This window comes from Lachnoclostridium sp. Marseille-P6806 (genome assembly GCF_900625025.1).
In the GTDB taxonomy this organism is placed as follows: domain Bacteria; phylum Bacillota; class Clostridia; order Lachnospirales; family Lachnospiraceae; genus CAG-791.
The window spans coordinates 279,968-299,439 of the sequence record NZ_LR130574.1 but is presented as its reverse complement, the minus strand read 5'-3'; the positions used below and the strand labels follow the sequence as shown (position 1 = coordinate 299,439).

Genomic DNA, 19,472 nt, shown 5'->3' with positions numbered 1-19,472 from the left:
AGACGGACAGAATGAAACTGCGCATTGCACTGCTTCAGCTCCTGCCCGGGGCGGACGAGGACCAGGCGCTGGAAAAGGGAAAGAGCGCCTGTGCGGAGGCGAAACGTCTGGGGGCCGATATCGCACTTTTCCCGGAGATGTGGAGCAGCGGCTATGTCATTCCGCAGGAGCCGTCGGAGAGACTGTGCCGGAGCGTTCCGGCGGACGGGCGCTTTGTCACGGAATTCGGGGAACTGGCGGCCCGGCTCGATATGGCAGTCGCGATCACCTATCTTGAGCACCGTGAGCCGGCGCCGCGCAATGCGCTCGCGCTTTTTGACCGCCGCGGGAGACGGGTGCTGGACTATGCCAAGGTTCATACCTGCGTCTTTGCCTCCGAGGCGGGCCTTGCTCCCGGGGAGGATTTTTATGCCGCAGAGCTGGACACCGCGGTCGGCCGGGTGCAGGTCGGCGCGATGATATGCTTTGACCGGGAGTTTCCCGAAAGTGCGCGGATCCTCATGCTGAAAGGGGCGGAGCTCATTCTGGTTCCCAATGCGTGTCCCATGGAGATCAACCGGCTCTCCCAGCTCCGGGGGCGGGCCTATGAAAACATGCTGGCGATCGCGACCTGTAATTATCCGGCGGGGACGCCCGACTGCAACGGCCATTCGACCGTGTTTGACGGCGTGGCTTATCTTCCGGGACAGCCGGATTCGCGCGATACAAAAATAATAGAGGCCGATGAGAAAGAGGGGATTTTCATGGCGGAGCTCGATCTCGATCAGCTCCGTGCCTACCGCAGGCGGGAGGTGCAGGGAAACGCCTATCGCAGACCGGATCGCTACGGCCTCTTGACGGAGCGGCGCTGTGAGGAACCATTTCTGCGTCCGGACTCTCGGCGGTGACGGGAAACGCCTCGCGGGGCGGTTCGAGCCCAGAGCGGACCCGGACCGGAGATTTCCCATGAAACTTGTACAAATATATTCTATACTATTTATAAACGGCGCAGATGTGCCTTTTAAAACTGTAAGAATCGTTATAGAATGCTGCGTAAGACGGCGGCGCGGGGAAGTGCGGATAGATTCATGACCACAGGAACGAGCGGGAGAAAAAAGCGCAGACCGAAAGCGCTGCGGAGGCGGAGAACGCGCGCTGTCTCCGGCGGCGTGAGGACAGCGGGAATACGCAGGCTCCCGGTGCTTCTCCTTGCGCTGTCAGGGCTGCTGAATCTTGCGGCGTGGTCCTCCGTTCCGTTCTGCGACTGGTATCAGTGCCGGATTTTTCCGCTTTGGGTCGGGAGCCTCGGACGGCTGACCGGCCTTGCTCCGTTTTCTGTGGGAGAGGTGATGCTCACGGCGGGAGCGCTCTGGTGTGCGGCAGGAGCGGCGCTTGCCGCCGCGGGAGGAATCCGCGCCCTGTCGGGGTTGTTCCGCCGTCGGCGGACGGGGCGGGACGGCCATTCTGGTCCGTCGCCTGTCGGGAGGTCATCGGCTGAGGTGTCGTCGGCTGAGAAGTTCCCGGCCGGCAAAATTTCGCCCGGGAAGTCTCGCCTCGGATTGTGGCGGCCCGCCGCCGTTTTTTGCAGAATATCATTGTGGCTCGTGTCGGTCGTCGTTCTGATTATGACGCTGAACTGCTTCATCGTATATCATGCATCCGGGTTTTCGCTCGGCGATCCGGCCGCGGCAGAAGCGGAGACGGAGGACGGCGCAGACACGGCGGAATCGCTCCGACAGCTCCGGAATTATATTGCGGAGCAGTCGAACCGACTTGCAGAGATTGTGCCGCGCGATGCGGCCGGAGAGGTTCTGCTCGGGGAGGACGCCTCCGCGGAGGCGATCTGCTGTCTTCGACGTCTGGCGGAGAACCGGAAGATACCGCAGCTTCAGGGATTTTATCCCCGGCCCAAGGGCATGGCGTACTCGCACCTTATGAGTCAGGCCGAAATGCAGGGCTATTATTTTCCGTTTTCGATGGAGGCGAATTACAACCTCGATATGACGGTCATGCACGTTCCGTTTACCTTATGCCATGAGCTGGCGCACCTTAAGGGGTATATGAGGGAGGACGACTGCAATATGATCGGCTTTTTTGCCTGCTTGGAAAGCGGGGACCCGGCGTTCCGGTACAGCGGGTGGCTGGGCATCCTGAATTATGTGGACAACGCCTACTACGAGTCGATCGGGAGAAACCGGGCGCGCTACGCGGAGCAGCCGGCAATCTCGAAGCAGGTGCGCAGGGATCAGGAGTTTCTGCGGGAGGATGTCCGGGCGGCGGTCGAGGAGAGCGCCGTCATCGACACGGAGACATTGCAGTCAGCCAATGAGACACTGTCGGACGCTTCGATGAAAGCAAACGGTATAGCAGAAGGACGGGGCAGCTACGCTCTGGTGGTTGTCCATCTTCTGGAATGGTGGCAGGAAAAGCAGGCGGCGCAGTGAGGCGGCAGAGCGGAAAAGGAACGCGGCGACAGCCCCTCCGGGGAGCTTTCAACGTGGAGGAGTAGTGTGAAAAATCACGCTGATGCGATGATTTTTGCGCACGGCAATTTGTGCCGAAGCCCAAAGTGCCCCTGATCGCAGCTGTAAAACCGCCTGCGCGTATTTTACAGCGCGTGCCTCGCTGGGGGACGCTTCGGCATGGAGGAGGATATGGCAGTGAATCAGGGGGGAGACCGGAGACGCTCTGACGTCGGACGGCAGACAAATCTCGGAAGTCTCATAGAGCTGTCGGATGTGCTGAACAAGCCGCAGGAAGCGCTTCTGTTTGACACTAACGTGATCACCATGCCGGTGCGGCCGCACTGGCACTATTATATGGAAATCATTTATATGCTGCGCGGCGGGATGATCGTGGAGAGCGACGGCGTGACGCAGCTTGTCCGTGCCGGTGATTTCTACATGGTGCGTCCGGAGGTTGTGCACTGCTTTTTTCAGAATGAAGAGCGGAGGGCGGTATGTGAGATTCTGAAATTTGATGTGAGCCGGCTTCATTCCGGAAACAGCTATGTTCCGAAAATGGATGTGATCCTGCGCAAGGCGGGCAATGAGCAGCATGCGCCGATGTATTTCCCCAAAAAACAGATCGCGGGTCTGCGGATCGGCGACACCATGGCGAGAATACGGGAGGAGCTGGAAAATAAGGAATACGGCTATGATCTGATGGTGCAGAGCCTCATCTCCATGATCATGACGGAAATCGTCCGCCTCTGGAGAGAAAAAGGAATCAATCTGGATGTGGCCATCGCCGAGGATACCGAGGGAATTTCGATTCACAATATCACGGCGTATATTGACAACCATGCCGGAGAGGATCTGCGGGTGGAACAGCTTGCGGGGCTGTGCAGCATGAGCTACTCTTATTTTGCCCGCAGCTTTCACAGCCTGTACGGCCGCTCGTGCAAGGAGTATATCGAGCATATCCGGATCAGCAAGGCGGAGGACCTGCTTCTGTTTACCAACTGTGATCTGAGCTATATCAGTCAGGAGACGGGATTTGCAGACAGCAGCCATCTGATCAAGACATTCCGCCGGCTCAAGGGGGTCACGCCGAAGCAGTACAAGACGGGGAAGCGCGTGCAGTAGGCGCGCTTCGCCCTGCGGCGCTCCGTCCACGCCGCATTACCGCCCTGCGGCGCTCCGTCCACGCCGCATTACCGCCCTGCGGCGCTCCGTCCACGCCGCATCACCGCCCTGCGGCGCTCCGTCCACGCCGCATTACCGCCCTGCGGCGCTCGCAAACGCTGGCGCGTTTTCTCGCTCCGGGGCTGCGCCCCATGCTTTTTGCACGCGAAAGAACCGCTTACATGCAGGCATGACGCGGATTCTTCCGGTGCAAAAACCGCAGGGCTTGGCTTTCGTGATATAATTACCTGACTGTAAGCTCTGTCCGTGGAGGTGGAGGTTGTCTATGAAGCTGATCAGCGCGGTGGTGCCCTGTTATAATGAAGAGGAGAATGTACGTTATTTCTATGACGAGTTCATTCGGAACCGTCCCTTTTTTGAGGAGAATGGGCTTGGCTACGAGCTGATCTATGTGGACGACGGTTCTCTTGACGGGACGGCGGCCGAGGTGAAAAAGCTGGCGGCCGAGGACGGCGCGGTCCATCTGATCTCCTTTTCGCGCAACTTCGGGAAAGAGGCGGCTATGTACGCCGGAATGCAGAGCTCCAAGGGCGACTACGTGGCGATCATGGACGCGGATCTGCAGGATCCGCCGTCACTCTTGCCGGAGCTCTACGGCTATCTCATGGAGGGCTATGATACGGCGGCGACGCGGCGCACCACAAGAACGGGCGAGCCGAAGCTCCGCTCGTGGTTTGCGCGCCGCTTCTACCGGCTCATCAACCGCTGGTCGCAGACCGAAATTGTCGACGGCGCCCGCGATTACCGGCTCATGAGCCGTCAGGTCGTGGATGCGATTCTCTCCATGACGGAATACTGCCGCTTTTCCAAGGGGATTTTCAGCTGGGTCGGCTTTCGGACGAAATGGGTGGAGTACGAGAACATTGAGAGGGTGAAAGGGCAAACAAAGTGGAATTTCTGGAGCCTTTTCAAATATGCCGTCGACGGTATTGTGGGCTTTTCCGCGGCGCCCCTACGGATCGCCTCCGTCACCGGCGTGCTGTTCTGTGCCGCCTCGGTGCTGATGATCCTGCTGACCATTGTCCGCAAGCTGGTGTTCGGCGATCCGACCAGCGGCTGGCCGTCTCTTGTGTGTATTATTCTGCTGGTCAGCGGCGTGCAGATGCTGTGCCTCGGAGCGGTCGGCCAGTATCTTGAAAAAACCTATCTCGAGGTAAAGCACCGGCCGATCTACATTGTAAAAGAGACGCTGTGAGGGGAGATAGTGTGAAAAATCACGCTGATGCGCTGATTTGATCCGTGAGCGAAAAGTGCAGTTGCGTAGTGGGACGGCACGAGACGCGAAGCGGCTCGGCAGCCTGCGCGCCGGCGCAGGGTGCTTTTACGGCGCGTGCCTCGCTGAGGAACGCTTCGGCATGGAGGATTATTGCGGTACATGAATACAGGCAGGCCGTCAAAACGGGAATCGCTCCGGAGAATACTTGCGCTGCAGATGGACCTTGTAGGGCTCCTGCTGCAGACGGCGCTGTATGCGTGGATCTGGTTTGATTCCTATTATCCGCTGGTGCGGCTGAAACTGAAATTTTACGTAAAGGGGCATATCCTGATCCTGCTGATCTATTTTTTCCTGCTTCTTTTCCTGACGCGGACCTATGAGGGAAATAAGATCGGCTATCTCAAGCCCTTTGACGTGATTTTGTCGCAGATTTTTTCACTCGCGGCGGTCGATGTGATTTCCTATTTCCAGATTTCCCTGATGCGGAACTGGGTTGTGCCGCAGGTACCCATGTGGAAGCTGTTGGCGCTGCAGTGCGTGCTGGCCGTGCTCTGGGTCAACATCAGTGATTTTGTGTACAAGCGGGTGTTTCCGCCCCGGGACATGCTGCTCGTCTACGGGGAGCGGCCGATCGAGGATATCATGGCGAAATTTGCGGGCCGCCCGGATAAATACCGGATTACGGCGTGCATGAATATTTCGGAGGGAATCGAGGCGGTCGAAAAAAAGGCAGAGGCATTCGGAACCGTCGTTCTGTGGGATATCCCGACCATGGACCGGAACCGGCTGATGAAGTACTGCTACGGACATGCCATCCGCATGTATGTGATGCCCAAGATACCGGATGTGCTGATGCGCGGCTCGGCCCAGATCCATCTGTCGGACACGCCTCTGTATATGACCCGGGAATATGCGCTGAGCTTTGAGCAGCGCTTCTGGAAGCGGGCGATCGATCTTGTCGGCGCGGTGCTCCTGCTGATTCTCAGCTCGCCCGTTTTTCTTATCACGGCGCTCGCGATCTATTTTTATGACCGCGGGCCGGTGTTTTACCGGCAGACTCGCTGCACGCAGGGGATGAAAGAATTTCGCATCATCAAATTCCGCAGCATGCGCGTGGATGCCGAAAAGGACGGCGTGGCACGCCTTGCCGCGCAGAATGACGACAGGATCACGCCGGTGGGACGCTTTATCCGCACCTGCCGGATCGATGAACTGCCGCAGCTTTTCAATGTCCTGCGGGGGGAAATGAGCTTTATCGGGCCCCGGCCGGAGCGCCCGCAGATCATCCGGCAGTATATGGAGGAGATGCCCGAGTTTGCGTTTCGGACCCGCGTCAAGGCGGGACTTGCCGGCTATGCGCAGATCTACGGCAAATACAATACGACGCCCTATGACAAGCTGAAGCTGGATCTCACATACATACAGAACTATTCAGTCGGCCTCGATCTGAAGCTCATGCTCCTTACGCTCAAGATTCTGGTGCAGCCGGAAAGTACGGAGGGCGTCGGCGAGGGTCAGACCACGGCGATGAAAAATGACGAGACATAATCTGCGATACGGAACCGAAGAACTGAATCAGCGCGTCCGCTATCTCCGGGTGCTGCACGGCCTCTGGCTCGTGCCGGCCGGGGCGGGGTTCGGGGCGCTTCTGTGCTTTCTTGCCTATTTTCTTGTGACGACGGTTTTTTCGGGCGTCCGCGAATACGAATATGTGTCGAAGCTGTATGTGGAATATGCGGTGAATGAGGACACGCAGACGGCCTACGACTATTATAACGGCTGGACGTGGACGGATCTTCTGACGGCGAATCCGGCGATTTCAGACACCATCGAGGAAAATCTCCCGGAGGGGGCCAGCCTTGACACGGTGCGGGAGGAGGTCAAGGCGGCGATCCTGTCGGACATCCGCGTGATGACCGTTACGGTGACAGATCATTCCCCTGCGCGGGCCGAGGCGATCGGTGCGGCGGTGAATTCCGCGCTTGAGCACTTCGGAGCAGGGGCAAAGGAATTTGACCGGATCACGGTAATGTCGGTGCGCGGCCCGTCGATGCTCGTGTACTCGAACCGGACGAAAAACGCGATTCTGCTCGGACTGTTCCTCGGCGCGCTCACGGGCGCCGGCGTTCTGCTCCTGCGGGAGACGGTGAACGACGCGGTCTATGTCCCGGAGGATGCGGAGCGGCGCTATGGCGTGCCGGTGCTCGGACTTCTTTGCGCCAAGGAGGGGCAGAGCCTCACGGCGGAGTGGGAGAGAGAGATTGCGGCGAACCTCGCCCGCTTGAAAGAGTGCGGTGAGAACGGCCGGCCGCCGGTTCTGGTTCGTCTCCCGGCCTTTTCCTCCGGGAGCGGCGCTTCGGGAGGCCGGAGCGAAGCTGCGGGCAGGAGACCGGCGGGAACGGAGGAAACAGGAACAGCTCTCCCGGAGCTTCGCGCTGATGAGTATGCGGCGCTTCGGGAGGCCGGAGCGGTGGTTCTGGCGCTTCCTTTCGGGGTGCGCTGCGGTGCGGCGGCGGATCACCTTTTCAGCGTGCTGCGGCAACAGGGCTGTCCGGTGCAGGCGATTGCGCTAGATCGTGCAGATATGAAATTTATTCACCGGTATTATCGTTGCTGCCGCGGCAGTCTGCGGCGGTCTGCGGGAACGGATACGGAAAACGGAGCGGTCAAAGGAGAGCGGGTCGGGAATGAGAATACAGGTTCTGGTGGCGGCGGTTGAGGAAAATGTCGTTATGCTCTCGGAGCACATGAATTTGTCCACGGAGGCGATCATCTGCAATCAGTGCCGTGAGTATTCCTATCAGGAGTATGTGCACCGGGGCCGGAAAGTCCGGGCCTTTTCCTTTGCGGAGCGGGGCGTCGGCCTCAACCGGAACAATGCGCTGATGCGGGCGGACACTGAACTGTGTGCCTTTGCCGACGAGGACATCGTGTATGACGACGACTACGAGGAGAAGATTCTGCGGGAATTTGAGAGGAATCCGCAGGCAGATGTGCTGATGTTCAACGTACAGGCGACCGAGCACCGGCGCACCTACGAGAACATCCGCCATAAGAGAGTCCGCTGGTACAATTACGGGCGCTATCCCACGTACAGCATGTGTGCGCGGGTGGATCGGCTGCACCGGGCGAACGTGAGCTTTTCCCTGCTCTTCGGGGGCGGCGCGAAGTACAGCAACGGCGAGGATTCGCTGTTCATTCACGACTGTCTGAAAAAGGGGCTTCGGATCTATGCAGTGCCGGTGAGCATCGGGCATGAGAGGAAGCGGAGCGAGGACGAGGAATCGACGTGGTTCAAGGGATATAATGAGAAATTCTTTTATGACCGCGGGGTGCTGTACCATTTCCTCTATGGCGTGATGGCGCGGCCGTTCGCGCTGCTTTTCCTGCTGCGCAAGCGCCGGCGGATGTGCCGTGAGATTCCGCTTCTTTCCTGCTACCGGCTGATGAAAAAGGGGATTCGGGAGCAATGATTGTTTATCTCATCGTCACAGGACTGGCGCTGCTTCTGGCGTCTCAGGTGCGGCGGCGCGCGCCGCTGGAATATGCTGCGCCGGCGTCCCGCTGCGGTCTCCGCCTCCGGGGCGGGATCTCGAGGCAGGACGCGCTCTCCCGGCTCTGCCTTGCGCTGCTCTTTTCTGTGTTGGTGATCCCGGAGGCGCTGCGCGTCAACACGGGCAATGATTACGCCAAATATGTCGATTTCTTTCACAATATCGACAGCGGGGCCTATGATTATGTAGCGACGGAGTTCGGCTTCAACGCGGTGGTGAGAGCGATTTATTCTCTCTCTGGCTTTGAGAACTATCTGCTGGTCTTCGCCGTGTTTGCGGCGCTGACGGCCGGCTTCTTCCTGCTGGCGATGCGGGAGCAGGCGGAGAATTTTCCGCTCACGTTCTTTCTTTTTATGATGTTCGGCTATTATTTTCAGAGCTACAACACCGTGCGCTATTATTTTGTGCTGGCCGTGGTGCTCTGGGCGCTGCGCTTTCTGCTGGACGGCAGAATTGCTTATTTCGTGCTGGTGGTGCTCGCGGCGGCGTCCTTTCACAAATCGGTGCTGATCGTTCTGGTGCTGTACCCGCTGGCTCTCCTGCCGTGGCGGACGTGGATGCTGTGGGCGCTTGCACTTCTCGGCGGCGCGGTATACGCGACAAAGGGCTTCTGGCTTGCCGTCGCAGTGAAGCTCTATCCCTCCTATGCGGGGACGGAGTTTCTTGCGAGCGGAGGAATCAGCTGGAGCAATGTTGTCCGCTGCGCGGCGGTCATCGGCTTTGCATGGCTCCTGCGCGGTCGGGAAAATGCTCCGGCGGTGTTTTCGGCGGCTCTGCGTTTTCGGCGGAACCGGTTTTATTATTACTGTGAGATCGAGGCGCTTTTTCTTTATGTATTCGCCTCCTTTATCCCGTTTATCTCGCGGATCGGCTATTACCTGACCATCACCCAGATATTCTTTCTCCCGGAGCTCCTTTGCAGCATGCCGGAGGGGACGGCGGCGGAGCGACGTCGGAAAAAGGCTGCGGCGGCGCTGGTCGTCGCGGCGGCGCTGCTGTATTTTGTGATGCTGCTTCGCAAAATGCCGGACGAGACGATCAAGCTCCTGCCGTATAAGAGCTTCCTTTTTCATGAGATGCCGGCGATCTGGTCGGATGTGAACCGGTGACCGCGGCAATGAGAGATTTGTGATGAATCCTTTTTTCAGCATTATCGTGGTGAGCTTCAATCCCGGAGACCGTCTGCGCACGACGCTGCAGAGCATCCGGGAGCAGAGCTTCGCCGATTATGAGGTGATCGTCAAGGACGGAAAGTCCTCGGACGGCTCGCTTGCGTCCATTCCGGAGGATGCCAGAATCCGCGTCATTTCCGGCAGGGATTGCGGGATCTATGACGCGATGAACGAGGCGGTCCGCAGGGCGGAGGGAGAGTACCTTTACTTTCTCAACTGCGGCGATCACCTGTATGACAGGGAGGTGCTCCGGCGGGTGCATGATGCCATCGTCCGGCGGAAAGAACGCCCGGCGCCGCAGCTGTTTTACGGGGATATTTATGAGAGACTGACCGGACAGATCGCGGCGGCGAGCCCGGTGATGGACGATTTTGCCTGCTACCGCAATCTCCCCTGCCATCAGGCCTGCTTTTACAGCCGCGCGCTCTTCGCGGACAGAGGCTTCGACACGGATCTCCGGGTACGGGCGGATTACGAACATTTTCTGTACTGCCGGTACCGCGCGGGAGCGGAGCTGACGGCGCTTCCGATGGTGATCGCGGATTACGAGGGGGGCGGCTTTTCGGAGACGCGGGAAAACCGCAGGCTCTCGGCAAAGGAGCACCGCCTTGTCACCGCGCTGTACCTGCCGCTCAGAAGCCGGATTTTGTTCCGACTGTATATGATTTTCACGCTGCAGCCGCTCCGCGAGAAGTTCTCCCGCGGCAAATACACGGCGGCGCTCTATCATGGACTGAAAAACCGCCTGTACCGGCGCGGGACATCAGATGGGAATATATGAGAATACTTTGGCTTTGCAACATCATGCTGCCAGCATTCGCGAAAGCAGAGGGACTTCCGTACAGCTGTCGCGAGGGCTGGCTCAGCGGGAGCTTTGAACGGCTGCGCAGGGAACAGAAAGTTTATCGCGAAAACGGGGAGCAGGATGCGCTTCTGAATATTGATCTGGGAGTGTGCTTTCCAGTTCCGGAGACGCTCGGAGACTGCCGCAGAGAACTGGAGGGCGTGGTTTTTTACGGCTTTCAGGAAAATCTGGAGCATCCGGAGGTATACGACCGCTCGCTGGAGCTGCGCTTTGCGGGGATCCTTGCGGATTTCCGGCCGGATATCGTACACATTTTCGGCACGGAGTTTCCGCATACGCTGGCGATGGTGCGGGCGTTCCGCAATCCGACGCGCACGCTGATCGGAATACAGGGAATGTGCGGCAGCATTGCAGAGCGCTATATGGCGGATCTCCCGTACCGGGTGCAGCGGGGCGCAACGTTTCGCGACCGCGTGCGCAGGGATTCTCTGCGGGAGCAGCAGCACAAGTTCCGTGTGCGCGCCCGCATGGAGGAACAGGCGCTCGCGCATACTGCGCACATCACCGGGCGGACGGGCTTTGACCGTGCGGCCGCGGGGGAGATCAATCCCGACGCGGTGTACCACATGATGAACGAGACGCTGCGGAATGATTTTTATTCCGGGGAATGGGATCCGGCGCATATCGAGCCGCACAGCATTTTTCTGAGTCAGGGCGATTATCCGCTCAAGGGCTTTCACTACATGCTGGAGGCGATGCCGTCGATTCTGCGCGCGTTTCCGGACGCAAAGCTCTATGTCTCCGGGAACTCCATCATCGGCGGGGTGGGGGGCCGGCTCCGGGAAAAGAAGAGGGTTCCTCTGCCGCTTCGGATCACGGCCTACGGCAGGTATCTCCGGAAGCTGATCCGGAAAAACCGGCTCGGCGGTCATGTGATCATGCTGGGGCGGCTTGACGCACAGCAGATGAAAGAGCAGTTTCTCCGGTCGCATGTGTTCGTCTGCGCCTCGATCATGGAGAACTCACCCAATTCGCTGTGTGAGGCGATGCTGCTGGGCGTGCCCTGCGTGGCGGCCAAGGTGGGCGGCGTGCCGGATCTTCTTTCCGACGGTGAGGACGGCATCCTCTTTCCGGGCGGGAAGTACGATGAGCTGGCGGAGGGCGTGAAAGCGCTGTTCTATGACGATGAACTGGCACGGACGCTGGGAACCCATGCGCGCCGGACGGCGCAGGTGACGCACAATCCGGACACCAATTTCAAGAGGCTGCTTTCGATTTACCGTTCGATCATGGGAACGCCGGCCCGCGGCTGAGGCGCGCCGGAGTCTGCGGGGGAGCTATGCGGTTTACCTTTGTCTCCAACTATATCAATCATCATCAGATCCCTTTCGCCGAGGCGATGCTCGCGGAGCCGGACGTGGATTTCTGCTTTATCCAGACCATGCCCATGGAGGAGGAGCGGATCCGGATGGGCTGGGCGGCGGAGACTTCGGCGCTTCCGTACGTGCTGTGCCTCTATGAGGACGAGGCGGCGGCCCGGACAAGGATCATGGAGAGTGATATGGTGCTGTTTGGCTGGACGGATCGCTTTGACCTTGCGGCAGAGAGACTGGCTGCCGGGCTTCCGCTGCTCCGCGTGAGCGAGCGCATCTACAAGGAGGGACAGTGGAAGGCGGCTTCGCCCCGGGGGCTGCTTGCGAAATACCGGGAGCATACGAAATACCGGAGGAGCGACTGCTGGATGCTGTGCGCCGGGGCCTATGCGGCGTCGGATTTTGCGCTGATCCGGAGCTACCCCGGCAAATGCTTCCGCTGGGGCTACTTTCCAAAGCTCCGGCATTATGCGGAGGGCGCTTTGGAGGAATATAAAAAGCGGGACGCGGAGGGGACGCTGCGGCTCCTCTTCGCAGGGCGCTTCGTGCCGGGCTACAAGCATCCGGAATTTGCCTTGCATCTGGCGGAGCGTCTCCGTGAGAGAGGAGTCCGCTTCCGTCTTGATATGATCGGCGGCGGCGAGATGGAGGAGGAGCTCCGGGAATACGCGGAGCAAAGACGGCTCTGCGCGCCGCGGGGCTCCGCCGCGAACGTTCCGGCAAAGAGAGTCCTGGCGGAGGGCGCCGCGGCGCGCCGGCGCGGAGGAGCGCAGGCAGACCCTCCGGATGCGGAGGATTTCCCGGTTGTTTTTCGCGGCTTTCTTTCGCCGGACGAGGTGCGCGCTTTCATGGAGCGGGCGCAGGTGTTTCTCTTTCCCAGCAATCATCTTGAGGGCTGGGGCGCGGTCCTGAACGAGGCGATGAACAGCGGCTGCGCGGTGGTCGCCGGGGCGGAGGCCGGCGCTTCGCCCTATCTCATCCGCCACGGAGAGAACGGCCTCCTGTTTGCCGGGGAGGACGAGCGGGACTTTATCCGCAAGGCGCTGTGGCTGACGGAGGATCCGGAGCGTGTGCGGCGTCTCGGCCGGGCGGCCGAGGAGACGATACGGACGCTCTGGAATGCGGAGACGGCGGCGCGGGAGCTGCTCCGTTTCACGCGGTATATTCTCGCCTGCCGCGCGGAGGAGAAACCGGTTCTGCCGAAGGGCTGGGATCCGCCGCGGGAGGGCCCGATGAGCCCTGCACCGCGGCTTCGTCCCTTTGTCCGGCCGAAAGAGGAATGGTGATTGCCATGAACGTGAGAGGAACGAAAGAGATGCTGATCCGGATTGCACTCCTTTTTGCCGGGCTTGTCGTCGCGTATTTCGGCGTCACCCTTTTTCTTCTGTCTGATTTGGGGCGGATCCGTCTAACGTGCTGATTCAGGGACTCTTCCGGAGCCTTAGCGCCGCGGAGGTTCCCTTTCTGACGCACGGCATCACGCATATCCGACGCGGGGATCGAGACGAACGATCTGGCGGCGGTTGTGCTGAGCGATGTGATGCACCGGCGCTTCCGCATGGTGCGCATCGCTACGGACGTCGCCTTTGTGCTGGCTGAGGCGCATCATGAAAACAGAGAGAGGCTGAGGATGGAAGCTCCCCTTATTTCGGTTGTCATACCGGTTTACAATTCAGAAGCGTTCCTGCGCCGCAGCGTCGGCTCGGTGCAGCGCCAGAGCTATGAGCGGCTCGAGATTCTTTTAGTGGACGACGGCTCTGCGGACGGCTCCTATGCGCTGATGCGGTCGATGGCGGAGGCGGATGAGAGGATCCGCATATTTCATAAGGAGAACGGCGGGGCGTCCAGTGCAAGAAATCTGGGAGTGGCAAAGGCGCGCGGTGATCTGATCGGCTTTGTTGATTCGGACGACTGGATTGAGCCGGACATGATCGAGAGCCTTGTGGAGGCGTGGCTCCGGCAGCAGGCGGCGGGGGGCGGCGCTTCTGCCGGGGCAGCGCCGGAGGACGCCGCACCCGGCGGGAATATGACGGGCGGCGGTGCTGTGAAAGGCGGCGGAACAGGCGGCAGTCTGCCGTTTCTGGTGCAGACGGGGCGCATGGAGGAGGATGAGAGCGGGCACAGGCTCCCGGACGTGCTCCCTCCGCAGACACAGGAGAGGCGGATATCACCCGAAGAATTTATGCGGAGTCTTCTGCTCTATACCGGAGATGCCTCCTACTGCACAAAGCTGACGCCGCGGGCGCTGCTCCTTGCGCATCCCTTTCCCGAGGGAACGCTGGGGGAGGACTTCCGTCTTCATATGGAGATGCTGCCTGATACGGAGGGCGTGCTTCTTATTCCGAAAACCGGCTATCACGTGGTGCACCGCGCGGGATCGGCAACCCGGCGGGCGAATGCGGGACAGTTTTCAAGGGCCTATATCGATATCGTCCGGCAGGCCGATTATGTGGAGGATGAGGTCGTGAAAAAATATCCGGCGCTCCGCGCGGCGGCCCGGCGTTTCGGTCTTTATGAGCGGATGGACTACATGCTGCACGTGCCGATTGGGGACATGCACGTCGGCAATGCATTTTATGTGGAGACGCTGCGGTATCTGCGCTCGCATTTTGCCGATACGCTGTTCATTCCGGTGCTCACGGTGAAAAACCGTTTGTATCTTGCGCTGTTTACGCTGTGCCCTCGCCTTGCGCGGAACGTGCACCGGCGGCTCCGGCGGGCGGGGTGATCCTGCCTTGCGCGCTGCCCGGAACGAAGCGCCGCATCGGGGGATGCCGGCCTGATTTTCAAAGAAAATACTGGAATTATGCCATCTTCGGAACTATACTATGTATCAAATGTTTTGGTGCCAGACGTTTTGACGAAGAACAGGAGGCCGGAGATGGTGAAAAAAAAGGACATTGACTGGGGAAATCTGGATTTTGCATATCACGTCACGGACAAGCGCTACGTATCGAATTTTACGGACGGAGCGTGGGACGGAGGCGCGCTGATCAGCGACGACAAGATCGTCATGAGCGAGGATGCGGGCGTTCTGCAGTATTCCCAGTCCGTCTTCGAGGGCCTCAAAGCGTATACGACGGAGGACGGTCACGTCGTCTGCTTCCGCCCGGATCTCAACGCGCAGCGGATGTATGATTCCGCGCTGCGGCTGGAGATGCCGCCGTTCCCGCAGGACCGCTTTGTTGACGCGGTGAAGCAGGTCGTCGCGGCGAACGAGGCGTGGGTTCCGCCCTACGGGAGCGGCGCGTCGCTGTACATTCGCCCGTATATGTTCGGCATCAGCCCGGTGATCGGCGTGAAGCCGGCGGAGGATTACCAATTCCGCATCTTCACGACGCCGGTGGGCCCCTACTTTAAGGGCGGCGCAAAGCCGATTGACATCAAGGTGTCCGACTATGACCGCGCCGCGCCCCGTGGAACAGGAAACATCAAGGCCGGCCTGAACTATGCCATGAGCCTGCACGCCATCGTGGAGGCCCATAAAGAGGGCTTTGCGGAGAATATTTATCTCGATCCGGCGACCCGCACCAAGATTGAGGAGACCGGCGGCGCCAATACGATTTTTGTCGATGCGGACGGAAATCTTGTGATTCCGCGGAGCGACAGTATTCTTCCCTCTGTCACCCGCCGCTCGATTGAGGTGGTGGCGAGGGATTACCTCGGCATTCAGGTCACGGAGCGTGAGGTTTATCTGGACGAGATCGGCGCATTCCGGGAGATGGGGCTCTGCGGGACCGCAGCGGTCATCAGCCCCGTCCGCTGCATCAACGATCACGGGAAAGAGATCGTCTTTGAGGACAACAACCGCGGAGAGATGGGGCCGGTGCTGACGAAGCTGTATGATACGCTGACCGGCATTCAGCTCGGGCGCATCGAGGGCCCGGAGGGCTGGGTCGTCCCGATCTGCTGAGCGGACGGCGCCTCTGTTTTATAAGGATACAGGAGACTGCAAAAAGCAATTTATCGCCTTTTGCAGTCTCTTTTTTGTTCACATCAATAAAAATCAATAGAAATCAATAAAAAATAATAAAAAACAATTAACAACAAGAAAAATCCGTGTTACAATTTGAGCAGTGAAGCACCTGTTTTGATCGGCCTGCTGTACAGATTGAACAATACGGGGGTGCGGCGCCCGCGGAGAAGCTCCGCAGGCGGAGCGGCCGAAGCGGAGAATATGCAGAGGAGACAGAAACAGATTCTGATACGGGGGATGGCTTTCCTCGCGGCGCTGCTGCTTCCTGCCGCGGTTTTTGGGGAATGCTTTCGCGTCCGGGCGCAGGAGACACGGATCGTCTATTTTTTTTATGATAATCCCTGCGCCTCCTGCGACGAGAGCGAAAAGATCTACGAGCTGTTCCGAGAGGAATTCAGCGAGGAGGAACGCGCCGCCCTGCACTACGAGCTCCGCGCAGTGAACGTGTTCGAGCGCGCGAATTACGAGCTGTATCTCCGTTTTTGTGAGACGGCGGAGGCTGACGGAGAGCCTGCGAACCCCTCCATGGAGCTGCCGGTGCTGATCTGCGGCGATATCCGGCTTGTCGGCTATACGGCGATACGGGAGGAGCTCCGTCGCGTGATGGAGGATCCCTCATGGAGTACGGCGGTTCCGGCGGAGGAAGACACGGTGCTTTCGGGTGCTTCTTCGGACGCTTCTCCGGAGCTGCGCCAGTTCATGATAGAGCTTGACAGCATGCAGGAGGACGGCGAAACGGCGATCCTTTTTGTGACGGCATCCTGCGGGGACTGTCAAAAGGCGGAGGCGCTGCTGCGGAAATATCCGGCGCTTCCCGTGCGGGTGTTCAGCATTCTCGAGCCGGGCTGCGGCGAGGCGCTGCAGCTTCTTCTGGAGGGACAGCCGGAGGGAGAGCGTCAGGTGCCGTGTCTTTTTCTCGGAGAGGAAATCTCTTCGGGCGGCGATGCCTGCCGGGACGCCCTGCTCGCATGGAAAGGGGAATATCAGACGGCGGCAGCAAATTCCGGAAACGTAAATTCCGGCGATGCGAATCCCGGAGCCGCGCCGCGCGGCGAGGCGGAAACGACGGCCGGCATTCTGCTGCGGCGCCTGCAGAGCCGGAGCGCATCGGCGGAATCCCTGACGGAGAGCGCTGCTCCGGGGCGTGCGGCGGATATCCCGTGGTACGCGCTTCTTGCGCAGGGCGTGGCGGTCGGACTGAATCCGTGCTCTGTCTCCATGCTGCTCATGCTGTTCTCCGTGCTGCTCGCATCGGGAAAGAAGATCGTTTCCAGCGCCGTGATGTATCTTGCGGGCAAGTTTGCCGCCTACGCCCTGCTGGGCGTCGTGCTGTTCCGGGCGGCGGCCGCGCTGACCTCCGGCACGGTAGGGAGAGCGGGGAGGGCGCTTGGCATTGCGCTGGCTGTGGTCTTCGCTGTTCTGGCGGTGATGAATTTCCGGGATGCGTACTTTGCGTTCCGCAGGGATTTCGGCAGAGTGAGGATGCAGCTTCCGGCGGGCCTCCGCCGCGCGGCGCATGCGGCGATCCGCAGGCTTGCGGGGACGGAGAGACTGCTTCTTCCGGCGGCCTTTCTCCTCGGACTGGTTATTTCAGCGGGTGAATTTTTCTGCGCCGGTCAGCTATATGCGGCATCCATCCTGTCCCTTGCGAGGCGGGAGAACGGACTTACGGGAGGGGGCGCGGCGATGTTTGCTCTGTATGCGCTTGGCATCCTGCTTCCGTCCGCGGGGCTCACGGCCGTGATTGCGGCGACGGGGAGGCTTCACGGCGTCACTGCCTTTTTTGCGAAGCATGAGGCGTGGATCAAGCTTCTCACCGCAGTGCTTTTTCTGGTTTACGCAGTGATAATATCCGCGTGAGGGCGCGGTTATTATATAGAGTTTTCAGCAATCGGCACTTCATAACATAATGTAAGGGAGGACAACAAATGAGTAATCAGAAGTTGCTGAATCGTATCCTCGCCGTGACGCTTACGGGCGCTATGGCAGTGGGCCTTGCCGCCTGCGGCGGAGGGGGCGCGACAGGCGGTACGGCTCCGGCCGGGAACGACGGCGCGGTAAAGACGGCGCAGGCAGAGACGGACGGAGACGATGCAGCAGAGGATGCGTCTGCTTTGGGCGCGAGTTATGACAACCCGGACTTTTATCCGGTGGCGGACGAGCCGGTGAACCTGAGTGTGTTCACGATGTCGATGCCCAATGTCACCGATCTTTCGACCAACGATTTCACCATGTATCTTGAGAAGCTGACCGGTGTGCATCTCGAGTTCCAGACAGGCTCCCGTGACGACTGGAGAGAGAAGCTGAATCTGGCTCTTTCCTCTGGAGATTATCCGGATGTGATCCTCGGCGTGAACCCGGATCTTGCGAAGTACGGCTGTGAGGAGGGTATCATCATCCCGTTGGATGACTATTTGACGGAGGAGAATTGCCCGAACTACATGAAGATGTTCGGCGATCAGCTCGACCTGTCCCGCGAGGCGGACGGAAAGATTTATTCCCTGCTTTCGACCAACGACTGCTATCACTGCAAATACGCCGGCAAGATGTGGATCAACGCGACGTATCTGGAGGAGCTCGGCGTCGATATGCCCGGGACGACGGCGGAATTTGCCGATGTCTGCGCGAAGTTCCTTGAGAAGTATCCGACCGGCATTGCGGTCGGCGGCACCGAGGTCGGCTCGGGCTGGCATTCCTTCTTCCAGGAGTGGATGATGAACTCGTTCCTCCTGTATCCGGGCGGCTCCTATACGCTCGGCATCTATGACTATACGGCGGTCAACAAGGACGGCAAAATCGTCTGTGCGGCCACGGATGAAAGATACCGCGATTTCCTCGCCTATGCGCATGAGCTCTATGAGGCCGGCGCGATTTACGAGGGTGACTTCACTCAGACGCAGGAGCAGCTCAAGACTCTTGTCAATAACCCGGAGCAGTCCCCTGTGCTCTGCATGCCGGAGGGCACGATCTCCGATTACATCGACGTGGTGTCCAACCCCGACCTGTATAAGCAGTATGTGACGCTTCCGCCTCTCGAGGGACCGGACGGCGTGCGTCTTGCTACCTATTACAAGTATTCCGCAGTGGGCTCCGGTGCGTTCATGATTACCGACAAGTGCAAGGATCCGGCGGCAGCGCTGAAGTGGGTTGATTTCTTCTATTCCACCAAAGGCGACCTCTGCTCGCAGTACGGCGCGGACGAGGGCGTAGACTGGGTCATGGCTCCGGAGGGCAAGGTCGGTCTGAACGGCGAGCCTGCAATGTATGAGGTTCTCAACGGATATTCCGGCGAGCCGCAGAATCATGACTGGCAGGATATCGGCATCCGTGTGGCGCCGGAGGCGTACCGCCTCGGACAGGCCACCGATCCTACGGTTGACCCCTACGGCCCCGACGGACTGGAGAAGCTTCTGTACGACGCGTCGAAAGAAAACTATGCGCCTTACGGACAGACGGCGGAGAACTCGGATCTCGATGTGCTTCCGGAGATGAAGCTGACGGCGGAGGAATCCTCCTCAGTTGCTACCATCGGCGTTGAGGTTGACAAGATCATCAAGGAATCGCAGGTTGCGTTCATCATGGGAACGCAGGATCTCGATGCCGGCTGGGATGCATATCTTAAGTCCCTCGATGCGGCAGGACTGCAGGATCTGCTCGCGGCCTATCAGACGGTTTACGACAGAACGATGGGCAAATAAATAAGCGGAACGGATGAAACATGACGCCTCCCTTTTGAAAAGGTAAGGCGCC

Annotated in this window: 16 protein-coding genes; all 16 read left to right on the top strand. The window is 59.4% G+C overall.

The genetic code is table 11. The features are described 5' to 3' along the window. Window positions 1–11: 11 nt before the first annotated feature. Complete coding sequence (locus E0E20_RS01250) at window positions 12–887, top strand: carbon-nitrogen hydrolase family protein (protein ID WP_130836255.1); 876 nt, start codon at window positions 12–14, stop codon at window positions 885–887. Between the two features lie 180 nt (window positions 888–1,067). Further along, a complete protein-coding gene (locus E0E20_RS01245; RefSeq protein ID WP_165443928.1) occupies window positions 1,068–2,423 on the top strand; it encodes a DUF3810 domain-containing protein in 1,356 nt (451 codons plus the stop codon). A 210-nt stretch (window positions 2,424–2,633) separates the two neighbouring features. Then, window positions 2,634–3,566: a helix-turn-helix transcriptional regulator gene (locus E0E20_RS01240; protein ID WP_165443927.1), complete on the top strand. Its 933-nt coding sequence runs from the start codon at window positions 2,634–2,636 to the stop codon at window positions 3,564–3,566. 325 nt (window positions 3,567–3,891) lie between these two features. Then, window positions 3,892–4,821 carry a glycosyltransferase family 2 protein gene (locus E0E20_RS01235; RefSeq protein WP_130836252.1) on the top strand — a complete coding sequence of 310 codons (930 nt, stop codon included), beginning with the start codon at window positions 3,892–3,894 and terminating at the stop codon, window positions 4,819–4,821. A 180-nt stretch (window positions 4,822–5,001) separates the two neighbouring features. Then, window positions 5,002–6,390, top strand: coding sequence for an exopolysaccharide biosynthesis polyprenyl glycosylphosphotransferase (locus E0E20_RS01230; RefSeq protein WP_130836251.1), 1,389 nt, complete (start codon window positions 5,002–5,004; stop codon window positions 6,388–6,390). Continuing rightward, window positions 6,377–7,561 (top strand): YveK family protein, encoded by a 1,185-nt coding sequence (locus E0E20_RS01225; protein ID WP_130836250.1) that lies wholly within the window; start codon window positions 6,377–6,379, stop codon window positions 7,559–7,561. Before E0E20_RS01230 ends, E0E20_RS01225 begins: the two co-directional genes overlap by 14 nt. Further along, window positions 7,530–8,315 carry a glycosyltransferase gene (locus E0E20_RS01220; RefSeq protein ID WP_130836249.1) on the top strand — a complete coding sequence of 262 codons (786 nt, stop codon included), beginning with the start codon at window positions 7,530–7,532 and terminating at the stop codon, window positions 8,313–8,315. The genes E0E20_RS01225 and E0E20_RS01220 overlap by 32 nt, the downstream gene beginning before the upstream one ends. Continuing rightward, on the top strand, window positions 8,312–9,505 hold the full coding sequence (locus tag E0E20_RS01215; protein ID WP_130836248.1) for an EpsG family protein: 1,194 nt from the start codon (window positions 8,312–8,314) through the stop codon (window positions 9,503–9,505). Before E0E20_RS01220 ends, E0E20_RS01215 begins: the two co-directional genes overlap by 4 nt. 22 nt (window positions 9,506–9,527) lie before the next feature. Next, entirely contained in the window at window positions 9,528–10,349 is an 822-nt protein-coding gene (locus tag E0E20_RS01210; RefSeq protein ID WP_242622619.1) for a glycosyltransferase, read from the top strand. Beyond that, a complete protein-coding gene (locus tag E0E20_RS01205) occupies window positions 10,346–11,686 on the top strand; it encodes a glycosyltransferase family 4 protein (RefSeq protein WP_130836246.1) in 1,341 nt (446 codons plus the stop codon). Before E0E20_RS01210 ends, E0E20_RS01205 begins: the two co-directional genes overlap by 4 nt. A 26-nt stretch (window positions 11,687–11,712) precedes the next feature. Then, window positions 11,713–13,032, top strand: a complete 1,320-nt coding sequence (locus E0E20_RS01200; protein ID WP_130836245.1) for a glycosyltransferase — start codon at window positions 11,713–11,715, stop codon at window positions 13,030–13,032. Window positions 13,033–13,037: 5 nt separating this feature from the next. Then, complete coding sequence (locus E0E20_RS14320; protein ID WP_278045050.1) at window positions 13,038–13,166, top strand: hypothetical protein; 129 nt, start codon at window positions 13,038–13,040, stop codon at window positions 13,164–13,166. 105 nt (window positions 13,167–13,271) lie between these two features. Then, window positions 13,272–14,474, top strand: coding sequence for a glycosyltransferase family 2 protein (locus E0E20_RS01195; RefSeq protein WP_242622598.1), 1,203 nt, complete (start codon window positions 13,272–13,274; stop codon window positions 14,472–14,474). A gap of 78 nt (window positions 14,475–14,552) precedes the next feature. Beyond that, on the top strand, window positions 14,553–15,659 hold the full coding sequence (locus E0E20_RS01190) for a branched-chain amino acid aminotransferase (RefSeq protein WP_130836244.1): 1,107 nt from the start codon (window positions 14,553–14,555) through the stop codon (window positions 15,657–15,659). 264 nt (window positions 15,660–15,923) lie between these two features. After that, entirely contained in the window at window positions 15,924–17,582 is a 1,659-nt protein-coding gene (locus tag E0E20_RS01185) for a hypothetical protein (RefSeq protein ID WP_130836243.1), read from the top strand. A gap of 68 nt (window positions 17,583–17,650) precedes the next feature. Beyond that, the gene (locus E0E20_RS01180) at window positions 17,651–19,420 is read left to right on the top strand and encodes an extracellular solute-binding protein (protein ID WP_130836242.1); all 1,770 of its coding nucleotides are present in this window, start codon (window positions 17,651–17,653) and stop codon (window positions 19,418–19,420) included. The last annotated feature ends 52 nt before the right edge of the window (window positions 19,421–19,472 follow it).

What these genes read in the sequence shown, in the direction of transcription:
- E0E20_RS01250 (WP_130836255.1), top strand. Translation starts at nt 12, where the DNA reads ATGAAACTGCGCATTGCACTGCTTCAGCTCCTGCCCGGGGCGGACGAG.
- E0E20_RS01245 (WP_165443928.1), top strand. Translation starts at nt 1,068, where the DNA reads ATGACCACAGGAACGAGCGGGAGAAAAAAGCGCAGACCGAAAGCGCTG.
- E0E20_RS01240 (WP_165443927.1), top strand. Translation starts at nt 2,634, where the DNA reads ATGGCAGTGAATCAGGGGGGAGACCGGAGACGCTCTGACGTCGGACGG.
- E0E20_RS01235 (WP_130836252.1), top strand. Translation starts at nt 3,892, where the DNA reads ATGAAGCTGATCAGCGCGGTGGTGCCCTGTTATAATGAAGAGGAGAAT.
- E0E20_RS01230 (WP_130836251.1), top strand. Translation starts at nt 5,002, where the DNA reads ATGAATACAGGCAGGCCGTCAAAACGGGAATCGCTCCGGAGAATACTT.
- E0E20_RS01225 (WP_130836250.1), top strand. Translation starts at nt 6,377, where the DNA reads ATGACGAGACATAATCTGCGATACGGAACCGAAGAACTGAATCAGCGC.
- E0E20_RS01220 (WP_130836249.1), top strand. Translation starts at nt 7,530, where the DNA reads ATGAGAATACAGGTTCTGGTGGCGGCGGTTGAGGAAAATGTCGTTATG.
- E0E20_RS01215 (WP_130836248.1), top strand. Translation starts at nt 8,312, where the DNA reads ATGATTGTTTATCTCATCGTCACAGGACTGGCGCTGCTTCTGGCGTCT.
- E0E20_RS01210 (WP_242622619.1), top strand. Translation starts at nt 9,528, where the DNA reads ATGAATCCTTTTTTCAGCATTATCGTGGTGAGCTTCAATCCCGGAGAC.
- E0E20_RS01205 (WP_130836246.1), top strand. Translation starts at nt 10,346, where the DNA reads ATGAGAATACTTTGGCTTTGCAACATCATGCTGCCAGCATTCGCGAAA.
- E0E20_RS01200 (WP_130836245.1), top strand. Translation starts at nt 11,713, where the DNA reads ATGCGGTTTACCTTTGTCTCCAACTATATCAATCATCATCAGATCCCT.
- E0E20_RS14320 (WP_278045050.1), top strand. Translation starts at nt 13,038, where the DNA reads ATGAACGTGAGAGGAACGAAAGAGATGCTGATCCGGATTGCACTCCTT.
- E0E20_RS01190 (WP_130836244.1), top strand. Translation starts at nt 14,553, where the DNA reads ATGCCATCTTCGGAACTATACTATGTATCAAATGTTTTGGTGCCAGAC.
- E0E20_RS01185 (WP_130836243.1), top strand. Translation starts at nt 15,924, where the DNA reads ATGCAGAGGAGACAGAAACAGATTCTGATACGGGGGATGGCTTTCCTC.
- E0E20_RS01180 (WP_130836242.1), top strand. Translation starts at nt 17,651, where the DNA reads ATGAGTAATCAGAAGTTGCTGAATCGTATCCTCGCCGTGACGCTTACG.